The organism is Vibrio sp. Vb2880, assembly GCF_033337975.1.
Classification (GTDB): domain Bacteria; phylum Pseudomonadota; class Gammaproteobacteria; order Enterobacterales; family Vibrionaceae; genus Vibrio; species Vibrio alginolyticus.
The window spans coordinates 22,110-43,675 of record NZ_JAWORT010000001.1; the positions used below are offsets into that span (position 1 = coordinate 22,110).

General features: G+C 44.9%; 20 protein-coding genes. 11 read left to right on the plus strand and 9 right to left on the minus strand.

The annotated features are described in order from the left end of the window. Window positions 1–4: 4 nt before the first annotated feature. The 3 genes from phrB to R7M92_RS00095 are packed head-to-tail and all read right to left on the minus strand — an operon-like array spanning window position 5 to window position 3,183. Window positions 5–1,420 (minus strand): deoxyribodipyrimidine photo-lyase, encoded by a 1,416-nt coding sequence (phrB, locus tag R7M92_RS00085; RefSeq protein WP_213897531.1) that lies wholly within the window; start codon window positions 1,418–1,420, stop codon window positions 5–7. A 22-nt stretch (window positions 1,421–1,442) separates the two neighbouring features. Continuing rightward, complete coding sequence (locus tag R7M92_RS00090; RefSeq protein ID WP_033906723.1) at window positions 1,443–2,243, minus strand: MerR family transcriptional regulator; 801 nt, start codon at window positions 2,241–2,243, stop codon at window positions 1,443–1,445. Continuing rightward, entirely contained in the window at window positions 2,233–3,183 is a 951-nt protein-coding gene (locus R7M92_RS00095; protein WP_017635475.1) for a YbgA family protein, read from the minus strand. The genes R7M92_RS00090 and R7M92_RS00095 overlap by 11 nt, the downstream gene beginning before the upstream one ends. Before the next feature lie 398 nt (window positions 3,184–3,581). Here R7M92_RS00095 and deoD point away from each other — a divergent pair, with 398 nt between their 5' ends. The 9 genes from deoD (at window position 3,582) to R7M92_RS00140 (ending at window position 14,273) form a co-directional block, all read left to right on the plus strand. Beyond that, the gene (gene deoD, locus R7M92_RS00100; RefSeq protein ID WP_005375140.1) at window positions 3,582–4,292 is read left to right on the plus strand and encodes a purine-nucleoside phosphorylase; all 711 of its coding nucleotides are present in this window, start codon (window positions 3,582–3,584) and stop codon (window positions 4,290–4,292) included. 70 nt (window positions 4,293–4,362) lie between these two features. Beyond that, window positions 4,363–5,832 (plus strand): hypothetical protein, encoded by a 1,470-nt coding sequence (locus R7M92_RS00105; protein ID WP_005383936.1) that lies wholly within the window; start codon window positions 4,363–4,365, stop codon window positions 5,830–5,832. A gap of 166 nt (window positions 5,833–5,998) precedes the next feature. Beyond that, window positions 5,999–7,483: a hypothetical protein gene (locus R7M92_RS00110; RefSeq protein WP_054729922.1), complete on the plus strand. Its 1,485-nt coding sequence runs from the start codon at window positions 5,999–6,001 to the stop codon at window positions 7,481–7,483. Beyond that, window positions 7,467–9,050: a GGDEF domain-containing protein gene (locus tag R7M92_RS00115; protein WP_154204002.1), complete on the plus strand. Its 1,584-nt coding sequence runs from the start codon at window positions 7,467–7,469 to the stop codon at window positions 9,048–9,050. The genes R7M92_RS00110 and R7M92_RS00115 overlap by 17 nt, the downstream gene beginning before the upstream one ends. Before the next feature lie 244 nt (window positions 9,051–9,294). Further along, the gene (locus R7M92_RS00120; RefSeq protein WP_005375135.1) at window positions 9,295–9,675 is read left to right on the plus strand and encodes a DUF3302 domain-containing protein; all 381 of its coding nucleotides are present in this window, start codon (window positions 9,295–9,297) and stop codon (window positions 9,673–9,675) included. Then, entirely contained in the window at window positions 9,675–10,805 is a 1,131-nt protein-coding gene (locus tag R7M92_RS00125; protein WP_005375134.1) for an HlyD family secretion protein, read from the plus strand. Before R7M92_RS00120 ends, R7M92_RS00125 begins: the two co-directional genes overlap by 1 nt. A 337-nt stretch (window positions 10,806–11,142) precedes the next feature. Beyond that, on the plus strand, window positions 11,143–11,691 hold the full coding sequence (locus tag R7M92_RS00130) for an ECF-type riboflavin transporter substrate-binding protein (RefSeq protein WP_005375133.1): 549 nt from the start codon (window positions 11,143–11,145) through the stop codon (window positions 11,689–11,691). Window positions 11,692–11,697: 6 nt separating this feature from the next. Then, on the plus strand, window positions 11,698–13,437 hold the full coding sequence (locus R7M92_RS00135; protein WP_318132459.1) for an ABC transporter ATP-binding protein: 1,740 nt from the start codon (window positions 11,698–11,700) through the stop codon (window positions 13,435–13,437). After that, the gene (locus tag R7M92_RS00140; RefSeq protein WP_025504575.1) at window positions 13,434–14,273 is read left to right on the plus strand and encodes an energy-coupling factor transporter transmembrane component T family protein; all 840 of its coding nucleotides are present in this window, start codon (window positions 13,434–13,436) and stop codon (window positions 14,271–14,273) included. The genes R7M92_RS00135 and R7M92_RS00140 overlap by 4 nt, the downstream gene beginning before the upstream one ends. A gap of 81 nt (window positions 14,274–14,354) precedes the next feature. On the opposite strand, the gene R7M92_RS00145 is transcribed toward R7M92_RS00140, so the two are convergent. The 3 genes from R7M92_RS00145 to napG all read right to left on the minus strand — a co-directional run bounded on the left by R7M92_RS00145 (window position 14,355) and on the right by napG (window position 17,364). After that, window positions 14,355–15,536, minus strand: coding sequence for an MFS transporter (locus R7M92_RS00145; RefSeq protein WP_025632319.1), 1,182 nt, complete (start codon window positions 15,534–15,536; stop codon window positions 14,355–14,357). A 203-nt stretch (window positions 15,537–15,739) separates the two neighbouring features. Then, complete coding sequence (gene napH / locus R7M92_RS00150) at window positions 15,740–16,594, minus strand: quinol dehydrogenase ferredoxin subunit NapH (protein WP_045545521.1); 855 nt, start codon at window positions 16,592–16,594, stop codon at window positions 15,740–15,742. Then, a complete protein-coding gene (gene napG, locus R7M92_RS00155; protein WP_318132464.1) occupies window positions 16,594–17,364 on the minus strand; it encodes a ferredoxin-type protein NapG in 771 nt (256 codons plus the stop codon). The genes napH and napG overlap by 1 nt, the downstream gene beginning before the upstream one ends. A gap of 395 nt (window positions 17,365–17,759) precedes the next feature. Here napG and R7M92_RS00160 point away from each other — a divergent pair, with 395 nt between their 5' ends. Next, complete coding sequence (locus tag R7M92_RS00160) at window positions 17,760–18,260, plus strand: GNAT family N-acetyltransferase (protein WP_005462908.1); 501 nt, start codon at window positions 17,760–17,762, stop codon at window positions 18,258–18,260. Between the two features lie 46 nt (window positions 18,261–18,306). Here the strand turns inward: R7M92_RS00160 and R7M92_RS00165 are convergent, their stop codons facing one another. Together R7M92_RS00165 and R7M92_RS00170 are read right to left on the minus strand one after the other, a co-directional pair. Further along, the gene (locus R7M92_RS00165; protein WP_318132568.1) at window positions 18,307–19,284 is read right to left on the minus strand and encodes a phosphotransferase; all 978 of its coding nucleotides are present in this window, start codon (window positions 19,282–19,284) and stop codon (window positions 18,307–18,309) included. Beyond that, complete coding sequence (locus tag R7M92_RS00170; RefSeq protein WP_005375124.1) at window positions 19,281–19,556, minus strand: GNAT family N-acetyltransferase; 276 nt, start codon at window positions 19,554–19,556, stop codon at window positions 19,281–19,283. The genes R7M92_RS00165 and R7M92_RS00170 overlap by 4 nt, the downstream gene beginning before the upstream one ends. Window positions 19,557–19,683: 127 nt before the next feature. On the opposite strand from R7M92_RS00170, the gene R7M92_RS00175 reads away from it, so the two are divergent. Continuing rightward, a complete protein-coding gene (locus R7M92_RS00175) occupies window positions 19,684–20,430 on the plus strand; it encodes a flagellar brake protein (protein WP_373921558.1) in 747 nt (248 codons plus the stop codon). Between the two features lie 123 nt (window positions 20,431–20,553). Here R7M92_RS00175 and R7M92_RS00180 read toward each other — a convergent pair whose 3' ends face one another. After that, the gene (locus tag R7M92_RS00180; protein WP_064354918.1) at window positions 20,554–21,513 is read right to left on the minus strand and encodes a porin; all 960 of its coding nucleotides are present in this window, start codon (window positions 21,511–21,513) and stop codon (window positions 20,554–20,556) included. Window positions 21,514–21,566: the final 53 nt, after the last annotated feature.

A 21,566-nucleotide genomic window follows, 5' to 3' on the forward strand; every position in this document is an offset into this window, starting at 1 on the left:
CACTCTATTCCTTGGCACTTTTAAAGAGCTGTAAGGTTATCTCTCTTTCTGTCTTGTGATCAACCATCGGCTTGTGATATTCCAGTAAAGAAAAGCCCTCCCAAGTCCAAGGTTTATGGATGTATTTGTTCGGTACACTTTTGATTTCTGGTACCCAGTGGCGCACAAATTCACCATTATCATCGAACTTTTCGCCTTGGCTTATCGGGTTGAAAATACGAAAGTATGGCTGCCCGTCACAGCCCGTAGAAGCAGACCATTGCCAGCCACCATTGTTCGCTGCAAAATCGCCGTCCACCAGCTTACTCATGAAGTACGCTTCTCCCCATCGCCAATCAATATGTAAGTCCTTGGTAAGAAAGCTCGCGACAATCATACGTAATCGGTTGTGCATCCAGCCTGTTTGATTGAGCTGACGCATTGCTGCATCAACGATTGGGTATCCTGTTGTTCCTGTCTTCCATCGCTCAAAGGCTTTCTCATCATAGGACCACTGGATTTTATCCTCCCAATCGATAAATCCTTTGCCTTTGACGAGTTTTGGTTCGAAAACCAATAGGTGCTGATAAAACTCACGCCAAATGATCTCACTTAACCAAGTTGCTTTCCCCTCTGTAAGGTCATTTTGTTGATTTTCAGCATACAAACGAGCAATACACTGCCTGGGTGATAGCGCGCCAATCGCAAGGTATGGAGACAGTTGGCTAGTGCCATCGATAGCTGGAAAGTCTCGCTCGCTTTGGTACGCGTCACTGCGCTCCCGTGCAAATTCCCTAAGCTGTTTCAAAATATCATTAGTCGAAGCCAGCCAGTCTTCACTGGATTCTCGAGGATAGCTAAATGTGAAGCTTGAATTAAATCGAGCCGACTCTAATTGTTCGAGTACCTTTTTATTGAGTGGCGCTTGCTCGTGAGGTTTTACTACCGTCGGCATATGGAACTGCGTTAACCAAGCACGCTTGAATGGCGTAAATACCTTAAAATATTCGCCTTGCTTATTAAGAACCGTCGTTGGCGCGTGCACACATTTGTCATGAAACAGTTCAAATTCGATATCGTGAGAAGCTAACGCTTCACTTACTTGTGTATCGAGCTCTCGTTCGTTCACCTCATAGTGAATGTTTGCCATGACAGACGTAGCTTCAAGTGTTTCCGCCCACCCACTAATCACATCTGTACAAACGGAAAACGACGGCACCTCTTTGTACAAAAAAGGAATATTAAGGCTTTCAAGCTCCTCGTTAAGACAAGCTAAGCGACGAGCAATGAGGTCTGCCTGCATCGGCGCCATGTGATGCTCCCGCCACTGATCTGGCGTCGCGATAAAGCAAGCGACAACAGGCTGACCTGAATCCAATGCCGCTTTGAGTGCCGTGTGGTCTAACGTACGTAAGTCACGTCGAAACCATACTAAAATCATGGTAGCTCCTATCTTTTGTCTACTAAGTTAGGTGTAATTTCTCTATCACTTCAGAGCACCCCATCCGATCACCTAGTTGTGCGTGAAGCATTTTGATGGATGCCACTTGTTTAGCAGCTAGCGCTTTGTTGGAGAAAAGGTAGATAAACGAACCATTTTCAACGACCTCGTGATCTAGTAGACCAGAAACATCATCAACCTTATCGATCAAAGTCGTGTGATACCCTTGTTCACAAAGCTTCGCTGCTTGAATCCAACTCTCAGATTCTCTGTTTTGTTCAAAGCTAATGAGCAGACACTTTCCTTTGGAAGCGGCTTTGTTTTCAGAATCGATAACAAGGGCAAGTCGAGTGATTAAACAAGTCTGAAATAACCCCACCTGCAAGGATCGCAACGATCCTTTTACCATATCTAGCGCATCAAATACTGGGCTAATAAACTGATCAATAACGAGTTTTAGTGGGTACTCTTTAAGCACAGAGGCAAGTAAACTCTCTGCTTTTCCTCGATTCAGGGTAGACAGCGCAAGCAGCATGTTTTCAACTTCTTCGAGTGTGCGAACCTCGTTTTTGACTTCGACATCGGCGCTTTTTCCTAGCAGCCCCTTCACTTTACCAATCGAAATCCCCTTCGCGAGCCAACTCTGGACTTCGCGAATCGTATCGAGATCTTGCTGGCGATAGAGTCTGTGTCCTTTTTCAGTTCGCTGAGGTTGGATCAAGTTGTATCTTCGTTGCCAAGCTCTCAGCGTAACTGGTTTTACACCCGTGATTTCTGCGACATCTCGGATCGCGTATAGTTTTTCTTCTGAACTACAAACCATAGCGTAATCTCATCTCCTGCGGATACGGTTCTAAAAACTTCTGTTTTGCTAAATATTCGTCTGGGTAAGTATTTAAGTAATGCTTAATCAATGTAAGTGGTGCTAGCAGAGGCAGCATTCCGATACGGTAGTCGTGAATCACTGTCGCTAACTCTTCTTTTTCTTCTTTAGTTAGTGAGCGTTTGAAGTACCCTTGTAAATGCATCAACACATTTGTGTTATTTTTGCGGCTAGCCCGATTCGTTAACGCCTTCATCAGTCCTAAACGATACTCTTGGTAAAAGTCTTCAATTTCATAATTAGCGACATCAGCGACTAAGCGGCCAAGGGAGCGGTATGACTCTGGGTGGTGTGCCATTAACGTCAGTTTGTAGCGCGAATGAAAGTCGATGATTTTGCCACGAGTAGGCTCACCATCCATCGAGTCGTAAAAGTCATTTAGACAAAATACTCGAGTAATAAAATTTTCTTTCAATACAGGGTCGTTAAGTCTGCCATCCTCTTCAACAGGCAACCAAGGCATTTTTTGCATCAATGTTTGCGTATACAAGCCAACACCTTCTTTCGCAGCACTGTTCTTGCTGTAAACCTTGACTCGCTCCATGCCACAAGTTGGTGACTTGGCACAAACGATGTAACCACAAAGCTGCTCGCTTTGAAGTTCATCTACTTTATTGGCCGAGTAAGTGAGCATATTGTCGGTATGATCATTTTCTGGATTTTTGGTTTCAACCAATGCAACACGCTCTTCATTAGAAACAAGACGAATGGTTGGACGGGGTACTGGCATACCTACGCCGACTTCAGGGCATACCGAAATAAAGTCAAAATACGGGCTAAGCTCTTTAGTCACAAAGTTGCTCACCTTATGACCAGAGTCAAAACGCACTCGTTCACCCAAAACACACGAACTGATACCTACTTTGATCGAAGATTCCATGATGACGCATCCCTATACAAAAAGTTTTGTTGTATAACTTATAGCAAGCCTTTCCAGATTGTACAAGAAAATAAGTTGTACAATTTAATCGTTTTACTTCACTCGAAAGTATTTCGATCAACCAGCTGTCAGAAAAAAGTTTGGCCCAAAAACAAAGAATTTGTGCGCGCAATCGACAAACTGCTCAAAAGCAAATCGATTGCTCTTTTGGTTTCAACAGATTTAGTTATCAATAGGAGTTGCAGTTTCTAAATGCGTGGTTTTTGTGACTAAGCTCTCAAGGGGCTACTGTACGTCCCGATATTATTGCCTCAACGAAAACGAACAAGTTCAACAGAATTGGTAATAGCGTTCTATAATAGAGGCGTTTTATCAAAACAAAACTTTGGAGAGCACTTATGGCAACCCCACACATTAACGCACAACCAGGTGATTTCGCTGAAACAGTTCTGATGCCAGGCGACCCGTTGCGCGCTAAATACATCGCTGAAACGTTCCTAGAAGATGTGAAACAAGTTTGTGACGTTCGCAACATGTTCGGCTTTACTGGCACTTACAAAGGCAAAAAAGTTTCTGTAATGGGCCACGGCATGGGTATCCCGTCTTGCTGTATCTACGTACACGAGCTAATCGCTGAATACGGCGTGAAAAACGTTATCCGTGTGGGTAGCTGTGGTGCAGTACGTGACGACGTGAAACTAATGGACGTTGTTATCGGTATGGGTGCTTCTACAGACTCTAAAGTTAACCGTATCCGTTTCAACAACCACGATTTCGCAGCAATCGCTGATTACGGTCTTCTAGAAGAAGCAGTTAACCAAGCACGCGCTCAGGAAGTGCCTGTAAAAGTAGGTAACGTATTCTCTGCAGACCTGTTCTACACACCAGAAGCAGACATCTTCGAGAAGATGGAAAAACTAGGCATCCTAGGTGTAGACATGGAAGCGGCTGGTATCTACGGCGTAGCAGCTGACCTAGGCGCGAAAGCACTGACTATCCTGACAGTTTCTGACCACATCATCCGTGGTGAAAAACTAAGCTCAGAAGAGCGTCAGAAGTCGTTCAACGACATGATGAAAGTTGCACTAGAAACTGCAATCAACATCTAAGAACAAATAGTAAGTAATAATTTGCAGCCAGAGTTATGCTGGCTGCCCGAATTATCCCGAGGGGGCGATTGTGTCTAACGGCGAACTGCCAAAAGACGCAGATGGGTTACAACTCAACTTTTGTAAAACATTGGCGTGTGACAACTTTGGATTGAGTGATGCAAAGCGTTACGTTCTGCAACATGCGAACCCTAAGCGTCCGGCGATGGTATGCCGTGAATGTGGAGCTTTCCCCCCCTTACTTAATAATCGCGATGTCGTGAACGAACTTCATCGCCTGCGGCACGTCCACAGTGACGGGTTGCCTGCTTGCCGTAATGATGATTGCGACAACTTTGGACTTTCTGTCCACACTCACAAACACCTCTATCACGCTTTCGGTTACAGTGGCGATCGCCAACGTTACCGCTGTAAAGTGTGTCAAAGTACCTTTGTCGACAAGTGGTCTGGTGCCAACAAGAAGCTTCAATTTCAAGAGAACTTGATGGGCTTGTTGTTTACGGGATATTCAGTACGAGAAATCTGCCGCAAGCTTAGTATTAACCCAAAAACCTTTTACGATCATGTTGACCATATAGCTAGCCGCTGCCGCCGTAAGCTGGCAACCATTGATGCGCGCTGGGTAAACCACGCAACGCATTATGAATTGGCCTCAAACTATATTGCATTGCAACCGAACAGCAATAACGGTGTGTATTGGATTGTTTCTGGCGAAGCGCATTCTGGCTATATTCTTTGCCAGCACGTCAATTATTCCGCTGATGAAGAGCCAATCGCAACGCTCGATCATAACCCTTACGATGAGGTGTCTCGTTTTGTTTCCCAGGAGTACGTAGCGGAAGCAAGTGAGCCGCTTGCGGAACCTTCTCATCACCTCAGAGAGCGAATTGACCAAAAATACCAAACAATTTTGGCTCGCGGTAACGTAGAAGACCCTCTTGGTAATCTATCTGTATTTCATTACCCTTCAAAAGGGGCATTAGTCCGTCCACCATACACCTCATATGCACACTATTTGCACGTACTTGATATGTGCTGCCCAAACAAACGTGTATCTCTATACATGCCTCAAGATCCCCTACTACGTTCGGCTGCACTGAGCGTTTGTTTACCTCGCATTAAAGAGAAAAGTGTCGACTTGATGTACGTAGAAGAGGACGCTAGCTGGGACATGAGTACTCCCTTTGGCAAAGTCGATATCGCCTATATGAGTTGGTGGCGCGATCGTTGGGCAATCTCTAGTCAAAACGAAAACCACAAAGGCATTTGCTACCTCGCTGGCGATCAAAATGAGCCTGAAAAATGGTTTAACGTTGCGACAACTCGTCATGTGAAGTTTTATCAAAACCGCTTTCAGATTCTTTTCGAAAGCTTCATTAACGAGCCACGTCGCAAATTACGACCTGCTGGTATTTTACCTCTTTTAGATATATTCAGAGCTTGGCATAATTTGTGCTATCAGGATAAACAAGGTCTTACCGCTGCACAAAGGTTAGAAGTCTCTGATGCACCTTTGACAATCAAACAGCTCCTATCGTAGCTATTCTATTGGTAATTTAGATGTAGTAATTAGGGGTTGTAACGGTATACATTACGGCCCCTGATCGTTTACCAAAACGTTATCCGCATCGCTTTGGTAAAGAAACATGCATCTAACCACTTAATATTAGGTGTGATTTCCAGTTCGATAGTCATGGATGTGAACGTTGGATAAAAACCAAATTCAGCTAGAAGATGATCTCACTAAGCTTAAAGGCCAAATAAAATCGGCCCCTAAACATACCTTTAATGTTGCGCAGCAATATCGTATCCGCGCGGAACAAATTTTATTTGTGGACGGAGAGATCAAAGCCTTACTCATCATGGCGCAATGCTGTTGGTGCCTAATGGATTACCGACAAGGCTTAAAACTCGTCAAAGACGCTTACAGCAAACAAACACAGCTTGAAACCGACGATCATCTCCCGGAAATTCTCCATCTTTTTGCACTCCAATATTGGGGGCAGGCAAAGTATTATTCCGCGCAACAATATTGGATTAATGCGCTCGAACAATCTGCTCTCGTTGATGATGTTGAAATTCAAATCGAATCTCTAATTGGGCTTGGTAATGTATGGCGCATCACTAATGAACACCAACTTGCCGCTTCAACTCATGAGTTAGCCGTTAAAGTGGCAAACAATGTTCGTATTGCTTGGTTAGAAGGTAAAGCGCGCATCTTATTAGCTTGGGACTATTACTTACTAAATAAGTTTGTCGAGATGCTTACGGTACTGGATGGAGCAACCGAAGTATTAAAAGATCATGATGATAGTACATGGCAAGCCGAGATCTGGGACTTTAAAGGGTTAGCACTGCTTGGACTAGAACGCCTTGATGCGGCCGAAGAAGCCACCCAAAAAGCCCACCAGCTCGCCATTGAGCATGACCTCGTTTGGATGAAAGCACACTCTTTTATTAGCCGAGCAAGACTTGAGCTTTTGCGCCAAAATACAGACAGCGCTGCCAAGTTGCTACTTGCAGCAGAAGAGTCTGCACTCAGTTTCGACCACGGTGAGCTACTCAGCCAAATTTGCTTCCAACAATCACGAGTCGCTGAAGAACAAGGAGACTTTGAGTCTGCGTTTAACGCGTTCAAGAAATACCGTAAGCACGCACTCAAAATGCTCAAAGAACAAACTCATCGAATCAGCATGGATAAAGCAAGAGGCTCTAAACGCCAACTAGAGCAGCGAGCACGTAAGCTGATCAATCATATTCGCTCTCAACACGAATACGACCCTGAAAAACAGTTCTCTAATGTCGTTTCTGAAACCTACTGGTGGGAACAGTTAGTTTTGTTTAAAACGGAGCTCAAACGCTCTAACCACGCCATCATTATGATTCAGCATTCAAACCCCGAAGTTCTCGATGTTTGTACCGAGCTCGTTCATGCATTAACAACCTCCAGCGACCTCATCTCGAGAATTTCCAGTAACAGGCTAGCAATGTTAATTGCAGAAAAAGGTCAAGCAGCAGAAGAGGTCTACCGCACTGTCCAAGCGATGTTAGACATCTATCCATGGAAGCGACGCGGAATCAAAGGCCCGAAACCGATACTGTATTTGCAAGATATCCTGACCTTCCCATTCACGTTAGAACAGCTCGAAGAAAGTTATATTGAGGTAATGAAGAATGGAACAACTGCTTAGCAAGGTGACTGACGCAGGTATCGATCCTTCTTCCGTTTCAGGTGAAGAAGCGATTACGCTATGGGAACACATAGGGTTACATATTGCGTCAACAAACCGAGAGAAAGCGCATTGCTATATCATTAGCGCCGAGTATCGAAGAGAGATCAAACAGCTCAACGACAGCATTAGTGAATTGAAACAAGCCCTTGAGTTACTTGTTTTACCAGAAGATGTGGAAGATATTCTTTCTGTGAAAGCAAGCTTGAGTGAGCGTTTAGTTGAAGTAGGTGACTACAATGCGGCATTAACCGAGTATGTTGCTTCAACCAATATCGCCGTCGAGTACGGCTATATTGATGAGTACGTATTGGCCATTATTGGAATGGGTAATTTGTGCGATGCCTATGGGGATCACCAACGTGCATTACGTTATTATCAAAAAATAGATGCTATCGATCACGCTATTGGCAGTCGATCCCTACGCCTTCGTTACAAGCTGTACATGCTTGCCTGTTATATCAGCTTGAACCGTACCGCAGACGCCAAAGAGCTATTGAGTGAATGTGAAGAACTGAGCATTCTCGTCAGTGATAAAAACCTCGCCGCACAAATTCACCTCTACCGAGCCAAATTACATCGTCTGCAAGAAGACTACCCCAATGCGTTGCTGGCTATTTCGAATGTTCAGTATACAACGGGTAGTGCCACGACATACTGGTTATCTACGATGGTCAAAATTGAGACTGCGTATTGTCTAAACGGTGTAGGGCACACTTCTTTAGCTAATTTAACGTTGGACTCCATCAGTAAAAGGATTCAAAAGCAGCTATCTCCTATCGTTACTCAGCATTTTTATAACGCGATGAGTCAAGTTTACGCCTCTCAAGGGTTGTATCAAGAAGCATTAAATTGTGAAAAAAAAGCGCATAGAATCGAATCTGATCTTGTAAAACATATTCCGATCGGTGAGTTAGGGTCTGCTCAACTACGCCGACTTTCACGCTTTGAGTTACAACTCAAACTCATTTTGTCAGAGCTAGAAAACAAAGAACTAAAAGAAACCACCAAGCAGCATAAAAATACTGTTGCTCAGCTACAGCAGGACGTCTTTACCGATCCACTTACGTCTTTACACAACCGACGCTGGTTAGAAGTTAAACTAAAAGATCTACTTCTGCACGATACTGCATTTGCATTGATGGTCATCGATATCGATCACTTCAAATCTATCAATGACGAACTAAGCCACTTGGTTGGCGACAAAGCGATCAAAAGTGTGTCACAGGAACTGGCGTCCTACTTCAAATTTAAAAGCGCATCATGCGTTCGATTTGGTGGTGAAGAGTTCCTCGTGATCCTTGAAAATACCCAACTGGAACGAGCAGAAATGCATGCCGAGAATTATCGTGAACGGATTTATCAATATGGTTGGGACGATATTCTTGGTGAACGGGGGCTGACCGTATCCATAGGGATTACCTTGCATCGAGAAGGCGAGAATACTCAGCGAACTTTTTATCGTGCAGACAAAGCTCTTTATCGCGCCAAAGCCAATGGCAGAAACCAAGTCTGTACCGAACTTTAAACCATGCCCCGGTTGACACCTGGGGCTTTAGTATACTTTTTATTTATCCTTCCTATATCACTTCACTGCTTGTTTAAATAAGTACTCAGCAACACCTTAACTGCCAATAAACATCAGTGGATACTTACATCGCATAAACATAATTCCTACATAAAAACCGCTTGATTCATCTGTAGTTAAGACAAATACTTAAATTGTTAATTTACGTAGATTTTCCATTTCGCAATACGCACAGGTAGGTAAGATGTTTCTAGACTATTTTGCACTTGGGTTACTCATCTTCGTTGCTTTAGTGATCTTTTACGGAATCATTGTCATCCATGATATTCCATATGAAATCGCCAAAGAGAGAGAGCACCCGCACCAAGACGCAATTCACTACGCTGGCTGGGTCAGCCTTTTCACTTTGCATGCGCTGTGGCCATTTTTATGGATCTGGGCAACATTATGGCGCAAGGAACGCGGCTGGGGTTTTAAACAACTAGAACAAGAAACACACGACATTCATCACCGCCTTGAAGAACTCATCGATGAAGTCAACGAACTCAAAAACGAAGTATCGATGTTGAAACAACAAAAGATTCAGCAAAAGCCTTTGCCTGAACAAAGTAAAGAGGACGAATAATGGACTTATTGCTGATTCTGACTTACGCAGCTCTTTGTATTGCCATTTTTAAAATTTTCAATATTCCTCTAAACAAATGGACCGTTCCAACCGCCGTACTTGGCGGCGTAGTGTTAGTGGGCACACTCGTGCTGCTTATGAACTACAACCACCCATTTACTCAATTGGGTAACCAAGTGTTCCCGACTACGCCTATCGTCTCTGGCGTGCGTGGCCGCGTGGTAGAAGTGCCAGTCCAGGCCAACCAACCGCTCAAAACGGGCGATATTCTTTTCAAAATCGATCCTGTGCCTTTTGAAGCAGAAGTTGCTCGCCTTGAAGCGAAAGTCAAAGAAGCAAGCCAAGGTGCCTTGGGTTTAGAGTCTGATCTAAGAGAGGCAGAAGCTGCTGTATTGAAAGCGCAAGCGGACAGAGATAAAGCACAAAGGGAATTCAGCCGATATCAAAGGGGCTTTGATCGTGGCGCGTTTACTGAACAAGATTTGGATACTCGACGCCAAGCGTATAAAGCGGCAGAAGCCATGTTAGACGTTGCGATTTTGCAACAAGAACAAGCGCAAATCGCTCTGGACTCTGAAATCGGAGGCGAAAATACCCAAGTCGCGCAACTTCTTGCCGAGCTGCGTAAAGCAGAGTTTAACCTAGAGCAAACCGTCGTTCGTGCGCCAACCGATGGTTACGTTACGCAATTGGCTTTACGTCCTGGAGTGATGGCTGTGCCGTTGCCACTTGCCCCGGCAATGACCTTCGTACATACCGAAGACATTACGTACACCGCGGCATTCAGACAGAACTCATTACAACGCTTGAAGCCAGGCTTTGAAGCAGAATTTATGTTCCGCGCAATTCCGGGCAAAGTGTTCCGTGGCGAAGTCATTGACGTGATTCCAGCCATTGGTGAAAGCCAAATTCAAGCGCGAGGCGCTCTGCTCGGGACTGATGCCTTGCGCACGAGCGGACGTGTTTTTGCGAAGCTGAAAATTACCGACGACTTGAGTGGATACCACTTACCAATGGGTACTGCGGTTGAAGTTGCAGTTTATTCAGACAGCTTTACTCACGTATCAGTGATGCGCAAAGTGCTTATTCGTATGAAGAGCTGGCAGAACTATTTATACCTCGACCATTAATGAACTGCTAGCTCATTCATTTATCGATGAAAATAGCATCAAAAAGTGTAATCGGGGGCTGACAATCAGCCTCCGATTTCATTCTAGCCATCCAGACAGATAGCATTCCCACTTTTATCAATATTCTGTATAATGCGCGCCTTATTTTTAATGCTTGCTAAAAAACAAAGCCAGTCAAAGGGATGCGTGAATCAAATCACACATTTCCTGAAGAAAAATAGAGCAAACAATAAGCAGCTTGGTTGTTTTGAATATATGTTACACAATCAAATAACTAACGCTTTCCAACAATATAAATGAACGTTCTTTAAAATCGACTATTGAACTGAGGTTATCTATGAATCTTTCCGCTAAAACTGTTGTGGTTATTGCAATCGGTGCTGCTCTTTACGGTATCGGCGGCTTACCTATGTTTGGCATCCCTGTGTTTGCAAACACAACGCTAAAACCAGCCATGGCAGTATTAGCATTGTTCTCAGTACTATTTGGACCACTTGTTGGCTTCTTGGTTGGTTTTATTGGGCACTGGGTTACTGACCTATTTGCTGGTTGGGGCGTATGGCTCACTTGGGTACTTGGTTCAGGTATTGTTGGTTTGATTATCGGTCTATTCCCTTCTCTAACGCGCTACCGTTTAGAGAAAGGCGATTTCAATATGAAAGACTTCGCGTTATTCGTGGTACTTGCACTATTAGGCAACGTATTTGGTTACGGTTGCTCTGCATTCCTCGACACGATTTTATACGCAGAACCGTTCACTAAAGTGTTTACCCAGCTTTCTATTATCGCGATCGGTAACACCATTCTTATTGCTATTGTTGGCTTCTTCATTCTTAAATCTGTCGCTAAACGTAACAAGCAAAGCCGTAACTTAACAGAGGCTTAATGTCGAATGACAATCGAATTTTCTAACTTCTCTTTTAGATATGAGTCGCTGGACAAACCGACGCTAAAAAATATCAATCTAAGGATAGAGAAAGGAGAGAAAATCGTCATTATCGGTCCAAGTGGTAGTGGTAAATCTACTCTTGGGCAATGTCTTAACGGACTGATCCCACACGCAATCAAAGGGGAAACCAGTGGAACATTGATCATCAATGGTCAAGACACCGCCCCTTTCGACATGCACCAATACACTGAGCAAGTTGGCACCGTACTCCAAGATACGGACAGCCAATTTGTCGGTTTGAGCATTGGCGAAGACATTGCATTTGCGCTGGAGAACCAGCTAACTTCAAATATCGACATGTACCCATTGGTCAAAGCCACGGCCAAAATGGTCGACTTGGAACAGATGCTAGAACGCTCACCCCACGATTTATCTGGCGGGCAGAAACAGCGTGTTTCTTTGGCGGGCATTCTCGTCGATGATGTCGATATCCTTTTGTTTGATGAACCACTAGCTGCGCTTGACCCTAAAACGGGTAAAAAAACCATCGAGATCATCGATGATCTACACCGCGAAACGGGCAAAACCATCGTAATCATTGAGCATCGTCTTGAAGACGTTCTGCATTGCTCAGTTGACCGTATTATCTTGATGGAAAGCGGCAAAATCATTGCCGATACAACGCCAGATGAAATTTTAGCGTCGCCTCTGCTAGAAGATTACGGCATCCGCGAACCGCTTTATATTTCAGCACTGAAAGAAGCAGGCTGCGCGATTGAGGACGATGCAAAACCTTCTAGCTTAACTACCTTACCGTTGGAGCAATATAAACCGGCAGTACAAGCATGGTTTGATGGTTCAACAGCACAACCACCTAAAACGCCAGCCGAGACTTTGTTTGAAGTCCGTGGCCTCACCTATTCTTACGACGGTGAGAAAAACGCGTTAGAAGACGTGAGTTTTGACATCAAGCGTGGCGAGTTTGTCTCTGTACTTGGCAAAAATGGCTCGGGTAAATCGACCATCACCAAACTGATTATGGGCGTTATTGAAGCGGATAGCGGCTCAATGAGCATAAATGGTCAAGATCTTAACGAACTGACCATCTTCGAGCGTAGCCAGAAAGTGGGCGTGGTGATGCAAAACCCGAATCACATGATTTCCCATCACATGATTTTCGACGAAGTGGCCTTCGGCCTCCGTAATCGTGGCGTTGAAGAGAAACAAATCGAAGCTAAAGTATTTGAAGTCCTTGAGCTGTGCGGTTTGAGCAAATACCGTCACTGGCCAATCGAAGCATTGAGCTACGGCCAGAAAAAGCGCGTAACCATTGCGTCAATTTTGGTATTGGAACCAGAGCTTCTGATCCTTGATGAACCGACGGCAGGTCAGGACTACCGGAACTACACATCTATGCTGAGTTTCATCGAAAAGCTCAATCGCGAGTTGGGCGTAACCGTGATGATCATCTCTCATGACATGCATTTAGTGCTGGAATACACCACGCGCTCTATCGTGATTGCAGACAGTAAATTAGTCGCGGATGCACCAATGACGCAGGTATTCAGCAGTCCAGAGCTACTAGACCAAGCAAACCTCACCACAACAAGTCTGTTTGAGTTGGCTACGAAAGTTGGCATCGAAGACACCAATGGCTTTATGCAGCATTTTATCAATGTAGAAAAAGCGCACCGCCAACAAAAAAGCAGCGAAGTAAACCAACCAGAGAAAGCAGTGGCATGAAAGACAATAAGATGAAGTTTGGTATCAACTACATCGATACCCAATCGCCACTTCATAAGTTGAATGGCATTACTAAGTTCTTACTTTTCATTGCTTGGGTAACGGTGGTGTTGACCACATTTGACTTGCGAATCATCGCGCTGTTGATCGTGCTTGGTTTAGGCTTATTGAAAATGACCAAAGTGCCATTTCATGTCTACAAACCGCTTTTACTGGGTACAGGCACGGTATTGCTGATCAATGCCCTGTTTATGTTCGCGTTAGCGCCGCAACAAGGTACTGAGTTCATGGGCTCATCAACGGTTTTACTCTCGTTACCCGGTAATTACTCACTCACTCAAGAGACGTTGTTTTACTTAGTAACGGTCACGTTGAAATACTTCAGCATGTTCCCAATCGCGTTGGTGTTTGTATTTACCACTCACCCGACGGAGTTTTCAGCCAGCTTGAACCGCTTAGGTGTGCCTTACAAAATCGCCTATGCCGTGAGCTTAACGCTGCGCTACTTGCCGGAAGTGAAAAAGGACTTTGTTAACATCATGCACGCGCAACAAGCACGCGGAGTAGAACTGAGTAAGAAGGCTCCGTTGTTCACTCGTATGAAGAACGTGGCGAAGATTCTTGGCCCTCTGATTTTCTCTAGTTTGGACAGAGCCGACCAAATCTCCAACGCGATGACGTTGCGTGGCTTCGGCCGTCACTCATCTCGCACCTGGTACAGCCTAAAACCCCTGACCAAAGCCGATATGATCTGTATGGCGGGGATTGCTGCGATAGTGATTGCTGCGATCAGCAAGCGGGTTATGGACACACAACTGTTCTGGTATCCGTTTTAACACGAGATAGTCATAAAAATGGGATGCGATGCATCCCATTTTTCTATCCAGATTATGGCTTAGTCTTTTGAGTAGTGAGCACTAACTCCACCTCAACAATCGCGTTTCGTTCCCCTCTTCCGGCTTCGCTGGAATATTGAGTGACAACAACAAGCTAACGGCGGCCATACCCGCTCCGATGTAGAAAACGCTAGAAGGCGACACCAACCAAATCATCCCGAATGTAACGGGAATCACCACCGCTGCGATGTGGTTGATGGTAAACGCAACGCCAGCGGTCGATGCCATATCGGCCGGATCAGCAATCTTCTGGAAGTACGTTTTAATCGCCAAGGCAAGCGCAAAGAACAAGTGGTCGACAACATACAGCGCCGCAGCCCATTCCGCCGTTTGCACCAAACCATAGCCTACAAAGACGAAAATCAAACCGACGTATTCAAACGTTAATGCCTTACGCTCACCGACAACACCGATAAAACGGCCAATGCGCTTGGCAAATAAAAAGTTAAACAGGTAGTTGATCAAAAACAGTAAGGTAATGTCTGCGGCAGAATAGCCAAACTTCTCTACCATCAGGAAGCCCGCAAATACAGTGAAAATCTGTCGACGCGCACCACTCATAAAAGTAAGCGCGTAATACAACCAGTAACGCTTACGCAGTACGAGTTTCTTATTTTGTGGCACAGCTGTTTTGAACTGAGGAAACACCAGTGCCATCACGATGATCAACACAAAGCCAACGCCACCCGCCAGCAAATATACGGTTTTGAAATCAAATTTAAGCTGCTCTAACAAAATCCAAATCGCGCCGTAGGTAAACAGAGAAGCCAGAGCGCCGACCGAGATAAACTTGCCTAGCATTTCTGGCGCTTCTTCTTTCGATAGCCATTGCAAAGACAGGGACTGCTTCAATGTTTCAAAGTAGTGAAAACCAGTGGACATCAACAAGGTCGTAAAAAGTAAACCGTACAAAGTGGGAAAGTAACCTGTTAATGCTGTACCAAGTGTTAGCATCGCTAATGACACCAACATGAATCGTTGTTCGCGGATAAACAACAACAGAAACACGGCGGTAAAGGCTAAAAAGCCCGGTATTTCACGCACGCTTTGTAATAAGCCAATGTCCGCCCCATCAAAGTTCGCTTTTTCAATAACAAAGTTATTCAGCAAAGCCATCCAGGTAGAAAAGGCAATGGGCACAATAATCGAGATCAACAGAAGGAAATTTTGCGGCGTTCTCCAGCCGTGAGAAGAGGTATTCATGATGCATCCTTTAGATATGAAGTCATCATCATAGCTTTAAATGTAACAAATTCGCAATATCATTATTATTTATGGTCACATACGCACTGTTGCGATTCTAAGTGCACTGAGGATATGACCAATACAGAAAACATCGCGCCCAATGATGAAAGTGAGCGCGATGTGTAAAAGGCAAGAAAAAGGTTGATGAGTGGCTTATCGACTTAGTCGATGTTTTTCACATTAAGGCGATTTTTGAACTCAAACACATGTTCTGGACAAACATCCAAACAGCGGCCACAACTTATGCAGTTTTGATCCATAACTCGACGATCTCCCTCTTTCAAAGGCTGCCGAAGCACTTCTGGCTCTGGGCAAACGTAAAAGCAATCCATGCATTTCGTGCAATCTTCGCGGCGAACAGCAGTAACACGCAACAGGCTTTTTCGGCCTATCACGCCATAGGTAGCTCCCAGTGGACATAAGTGCCCACACCACCCATGCTCAACTAAGAGTAAATCCAGTACGAACACCAGTGCGATCAGCACCCAACCTGCGCCCATACCAAACACCAATCCGCGATGCAGTGCCGCCACTGGATCTAACCATGTCCAAAGAATCGCGCCAGACAGCGCGCTGCCCAACATCAAAACAGGGATCAGCCAATAGCGAATAGCAGGAGACCAACGATAGCTCGCTTTAATGTTGAACTTTCGGCGCAGCCACGCCGCCAAGTCCGTCACGATGTTCAACGGGCATACCCAAGCACAAAATGCGCGCGGCGCTAACATCGCGTAGAACAGCACGACAATCACTACGCCTAACAACGCATTAAACTCCGGGATATGCCCTGTCGCCAAAGCTTGAAGCACAATTAACGGGTCACTTAAAGGGACCGTGTCGAACAACATACTCGATGAGAGGTTACCGGTTAGAACCCCTAATGTCGGCCCAGCCATAAACAGCGCAATGATGGTGAGCTGACATAGCCGGCGTAAAATCAGAAACCGATGCGCACGCCACCAACCAAGCTTTTCTACCGCTTCTTTGCCAGCATTTTGAGCTAAGTTCTTTGCCATTACTTACCTCCTTTTAGCGATTCAAGCACACCTTCCGGTACAGGCGTCTCACTAGGGAGGATATTTTCGAGTGGTTTGTCGATCTCTTTCCAACCAAAATTGTAATGGCTGCCCACTTTGCCTTTCGCCAAATCCGTCGGGACAACTTTAATAGCAGCGACATCCAACACGCACGCTTGTTCGCACTTACCGCACCCAGTACACACTTCTGAATTCACTGTAGGGATAAGTTTGGCGTGATAGCCAGTTCGGTCGTTATGAACCATCTCTAATGTGATGGCTTCATCAATCAGCGGGCAAACGCGATAGCAAACGTCGCATCGTAGCCCTTGCCAGTTAAGGCAAGTTTCATGGTCAATAAGAACCGCTGTACCCATTCGAGCATCATCAATATCGGTTAACGTCGGATCCAGCGCCCCACTCGGGCAAACCACCACACAAGGAATGTCTTCGCACATTTCGCAGGGAATATCGCGCGCAGTAAAGTAAGGAGAACCAGTGGCTACAGGAGAAAGTAATGTCGCGAGTTTCAATGTGTCGTAAGGGCATGCTTGAACACACAAGCCACATCGAATACAGGCTGATTCGAAATCGCCTTCTGGCAAAGCACCGGGTGGGCGAATAGGCACACCTTTGGTTTCTCGAGCTTGGCTTTGCAGCGATTGTAAACCCAACACACACGCTGCTGCGCCAACGCCTGCAGCAGTTCGGACAGTATCCCGCAAAAATCGGCGCCGACTTTGCGATGTTTTAGACTGAGAGGATTTCATGCTATTTCCTCAACGAAACTCCTTTATCAAGTTAAGCATAAATAGCGCTAAACGTGCCTCTTCCCCATACCTCATAAGAGGTAACTCCACCCTCAATTGATTCAGGTCAACTGATGTACAGTGCCGCCGTCACAGTTTGAATAATTCCATTTATTTCCTCCAACATGAAATTCACCACGATACTCTGCCGTGCACGCCATTTTCAGTACAATAATTCAACACCTTTGCAATCTATTTGCTAAATCCGAAGATAAATGACTACTAAAATTTAGAAAAACATCCCTATAACAACCTAATTTAAAAGGTGTTTATCTCTAAAACATCAAAAAATACTATCCAAAATAAGGAACTGTGGTTAGATTGAAAATTAATACTAAAAAGCGAAGGAGAGAAGCATGGAAATTATCGTACGTCCAACGACCGTTGAAGACGCAGCGGCACTCGTAGAAATCTATTCACAACCAAAAGCACAACGTGAAACCCTGCAACTCCCAAAACCTTCGCTCGCAATGTGGGTAGAACGATTGTCGAATATGCCCGCTGGTGTTTACAGCTACGTCGCTGAAATCGATGGTAAAGTAGTGGGTAACATTGGCTTTCATCACTCGCAGCGCCCAAGAACGGCGCACACGGCCGCGTTTGGTATTGGCGTTCACGACCAGTTTCACGGCCTAGGCGTGGGAAGTAAGTTGATTGAAACCATCACCGAGTTGGCGGATAACTGGTTGAATGTAAGACGCATTCAGTTAGAAGTGAATGCCGACAACGAGGCCGCGATTGGCCTGTACAAAAAGCATGGTTTTGAAATTGAAGGAGAGGCGATTGATGCCTCATTCCGAGATGGTGAGTTCATCAATACCTATTACATGGCACGTATCAGACCAAGTAAAAAATAAAGAAAAGCCTCCTACTAGTTGGAGGCTTTTCTTTTTAAACTTCGACTCACTTTCGTAAGTAAGCCAACGCTCTGCGAGTCAATGCTTCTGTGTAGGGATTGATCTTCCAGTGGTCAGGACTCCAACCTTTCACAAAGCGCTGAAAGTCAGCCCACGCTACCGCAAACAAAGGACGCCATTCATGCTCGACTTCATCGGGGTCAAGATTCGGCTGATAAACCATTAATGCCTGTTGCAACTGAGCGAAATACGTATCCAAGACCCAAACTTCCATCTCTGCACAACGTTCTGGCTTAACGGCACTACTCATAAACAGTGCCACATCTTTCATGGCACACCCACATCCAACGTATTGCAAGTCAACCGCAGCAACGTTTGATTCTTCTTCATCAAAACAGAAGTTCGCCAATTTGGCATCACCGTGTACTAGTGTTTTAAACTTAGCTTGCGAAAGCGTTTGATCAATCAATTGAGCCGCATTTTGTAGCTCAGTGTCTTGCAATGCTTCAAGCTCGTCGGGTCTGGTTGCTAAGTGCCAGTATGTACCGATATGCCACAACTTATCAGAACGAACATCGATGTATCGCGCATGAAAGTTCGCCAACCAAGTGAGGCAGGCTTGTAGATGCTTTAGCTGTGCATCTGTGATGACTTTTGGAAAGCCCACCTCGGCGAGATCTTCCATCACAATGAGCCATTCATTCTCCGATTGGAACGTTTTTAGACCTTGCGGTACTCGGCAGCGAGTATCCACCCCTCCGGAAAAATACTCATACCAATTCACTTCCACCTGATAAGAGTGCAACTTTCTTTGATGAGAACGGTCCGTATTCCAGCCTCTAGGATGCTCTGAAGGCTTAGGGAGTTTTACATGCTTAATGATCACCGAACGAGTAGAATAAGTAACTCGGACTAACTCTCCATAGCCTCCCCATAGCGATTGTATGACTTCTACAGAGCGGTAATTACCTAGATTGAGTTCCTGGCCAATATTTTGGTAGCGTTGGTGGTTGTTACTCATCATGTGAGCAGATGTGACCACGTTTGGTTCTTCTCCATGTAGTGAATAACATATGGGCAAACTGGTTTGATTTGATAACCGAGTGACTCAATTTCTGGCAACACCGCTTCCATCATCACTTTTCCGTACCCCTTACCTCGCAGTGCTTCAGGAACAACCGTTGATGTAATGTGCATGACATTACCCTTAAGCTGATAAATCACCTTGGCTTTATAACCCTGCTCTAAATCAACCCAGAATGTACTATTCGTGGTCTCATGAGTTACTTTATGCATATCTTGCTCTCTAATTTTTGTTACAGATTGATTGAATCAAACTATATCACTGAATAAAATCGATACCATGCGAGAGTGCTGCTTCGCCTCACGCGATTACCTTCTTACATCAGGTACGACAATTATAATGAGAAATATGAGCCCAATTGCCAGAGACGGCAAGCTACCTCTGCAAAGCAAGAAGGCACCAGAACGTCAGGCAAGTACATTAAATAGCACCGATGCAATGGCAATGGTCGAACACGGCAGTGAAGTGAGCTTAAACGTCACCACCCCTGTTGGTACAAAGTTTATTACAACCAGCACATTTGTTGGCTGTCACTCAAATAATACTGCATTGATAGAGGTTCCGAACATCTCCGATGAAGACTTGAAGTTCTATTTTCAGGAAGGCTTTTGGATCAATGTAAAAGCCTACTCTCATCGAGGTGAAGGGGCCGTTATCCCATTTCGGGCCCAATTACAGCATCGACTAGGCGATCCGTACCCAATTTTGGTGCTAGGCCTACCCAACACTATGCAGGTCTTTCAGCTTCGCAAAGAAGTGCGTTACGAAGTAAACTTGACAGCGCGTGTTTGTTTAGAAGCCTATCGAACTGAATGCGAAATAAGAGATTTATCTCGTAGTGGCTGTCGTTTTGTAACATCACCGATGAGCCGACCACTTCAGGTTGGTGACCACGTTTCATTGGATCTAACGATGCCCGGAGAAAGTCGTATGCTAGCGCCGTTGCGAGGTCGTATTTGTAATTTACAAAAATCAACGCACTATGCTCGCTACGGAATGGAGTTTGATGAGGTTGGTAAAAACAACGCTAAAAACCTCCTCAGTCACCTCAAATTTGATGGTACTAAGCTCACACTAAAAAGATAGATTTGATAACCCCTATCGCTTATCAAGAAGCTTTGAAGTGCTAGAAAACAAGAAACCCCTTACTTTTCAGTAAGGGGTTTTATTTACTAAGAATAAGGCAGTATCTTAGATAAGAGTCATGACTTAGAAGTCGTAACGTAGACCTAGCGCTAGCTCATCTTTTTCAGCCGCGCCTTCGTTATCCATTAGATCGAAGTTGTATGATGCGTAGCCACGGAAGTTAGGCTTGAAGTAGTAAGTTACATCAACAGCTAGGTTTTCTACAGTATCTGCGTCTTCTAGTTCACCTTTGTTGAACGTAGAAGTGAATACAGTTTGACCCATAGTGTAAGCAGCGGCTAGTTCGTAGCCTTTGTAATCAAAAGTCTTACCTGCAACATCCATATCCGCGCCAGTGTAGTTACCAGCGAAGTAGAAGTCACCTACAGAGTATGCAGCTACCAGCATGAACTCATCGCTGTCGTTTTGATCTGCGTAACCAGCACCTAGTTCAAAACCAGTGTTAGCAAACGCGTAAACACCAGATAGAGAGAAGCCATCTTCCTCGTTGTCTGTAAAGCCTTGTGCATCTGTTGTGCGATCAGCAAAACGGTAGCTAGCACGTACAGCTAGTTGCTCGAATTGGCCTTTGTAAGACAGCATGTTATCTGTACGGTCAGAAACAGGCAGTTTAAGTGCTGCTGTGTTACCGTGGTAAGCCATAATGTCAGTAAAGTCAGTAAGAACCACTAGTGCGCCGTCGTTTTTACCGTAAGTTACTTCACCGTATTTGCCACCCAGCCCCGCATAAGCGTAACGAGTTTCAAGATCACTATTGTTATCTACGGCACCTTCTTCTTTTGTTTTGAACTCACCTTCCCAAAAACCAACGCCGTATAGGTTTTCATTGATTTCCTGTTTGCCTAGGAAGTTAAGACGGATGCGAGTACGGTCTTCTGCCTTACCATCCATCATAGAAAGACGCGCTTCAGCGCGGCCGCCCATCTCAAGAGAAGTGCCATCTTGGTTGTATAGTTCTGAAGCGACAACTTGAGATCCTGATGCCATTAGCGCCACTGCTACAGCTAAAGTTTTTAATTTCATTGTTATTTTCCATATCATTGTTTTATATGTGTTTTCTCACCAGAAAAACAGGA

Excerpts from the sequence above, each read along its gene's own strand:
- R7M92_RS00180 (WP_064354918.1), bottom strand. The coding sequence starts at position 21,513 with ATGAAATTAAAAACTTTAGCTGTAGCAGTGGCGCTAATGGCATCAGGA.
- R7M92_RS00120 (WP_005375135.1), top strand. The coding sequence starts at position 9,295 with ATGTTTCTAGACTATTTTGCACTTGGGTTACTCATCTTCGTTGCTTTA.
- R7M92_RS00175 (WP_373921558.1), top strand. The coding sequence starts at position 19,684 with ATGAGAAATATGAGCCCAATTGCCAGAGACGGCAAGCTACCTCTGCAA.
- R7M92_RS00130 (WP_005375133.1), top strand. The coding sequence starts at position 11,143 with ATGAATCTTTCCGCTAAAACTGTTGTGGTTATTGCAATCGGTGCTGCT.
- R7M92_RS00135 (WP_318132459.1), top strand. The coding sequence starts at position 11,698 with ATGACAATCGAATTTTCTAACTTCTCTTTTAGATATGAGTCGCTGGAC.
- R7M92_RS00165 (WP_318132568.1), bottom strand. The coding sequence starts at position 19,284 with ATGATGAGTAACAACCACCAACGCTACCAAAATATTGGCCAGGAACTC.
- deoD (WP_005375140.1), top strand. The coding sequence starts at position 3,582 with ATGGCAACCCCACACATTAACGCACAACCAGGTGATTTCGCTGAAACA.
- R7M92_RS00170 (WP_005375124.1), bottom strand. The coding sequence starts at position 19,556 with ATGCATAAAGTAACTCATGAGACCACGAATAGTACATTCTGGGTTGAT.
- R7M92_RS00115 (WP_154204002.1), top strand. The coding sequence starts at position 7,467 with ATGGAACAACTGCTTAGCAAGGTGACTGACGCAGGTATCGATCCTTCT.
- R7M92_RS00125 (WP_005375134.1), top strand. The coding sequence starts at position 9,675 with ATGGACTTATTGCTGATTCTGACTTACGCAGCTCTTTGTATTGCCATT.
- R7M92_RS00095 (WP_017635475.1), bottom strand. The coding sequence starts at position 3,183 with ATGGAATCTTCGATCAAAGTAGGTATCAGTTCGTGTGTTTTGGGTGAA.
- R7M92_RS00140 (WP_025504575.1), top strand. The coding sequence starts at position 13,434 with ATGAAAGACAATAAGATGAAGTTTGGTATCAACTACATCGATACCCAA.
- R7M92_RS00090 (WP_033906723.1), bottom strand. The coding sequence starts at position 2,243 with ATGGTTTGTAGTTCAGAAGAAAAACTATACGCGATCCGAGATGTCGCA.
- R7M92_RS00160 (WP_005462908.1), top strand. The coding sequence starts at position 17,760 with ATGGAAATTATCGTACGTCCAACGACCGTTGAAGACGCAGCGGCACTC.
- napG (WP_318132464.1), bottom strand. The coding sequence starts at position 17,364 with ATGAAATCCTCTCAGTCTAAAACATCGCAAAGTCGGCGCCGATTTTTG.
- R7M92_RS00145 (WP_025632319.1), bottom strand. The coding sequence starts at position 15,536 with ATGAATACCTCTTCTCACGGCTGGAGAACGCCGCAAAATTTCCTTCTG.
- napH (WP_045545521.1), bottom strand. The coding sequence starts at position 16,594 with ATGGCAAAGAACTTAGCTCAAAATGCTGGCAAAGAAGCGGTAGAAAAG.
- phrB (WP_213897531.1), bottom strand. The coding sequence starts at position 1,420 with ATGATTTTAGTATGGTTTCGACGTGACTTACGTACGTTAGACCACACG.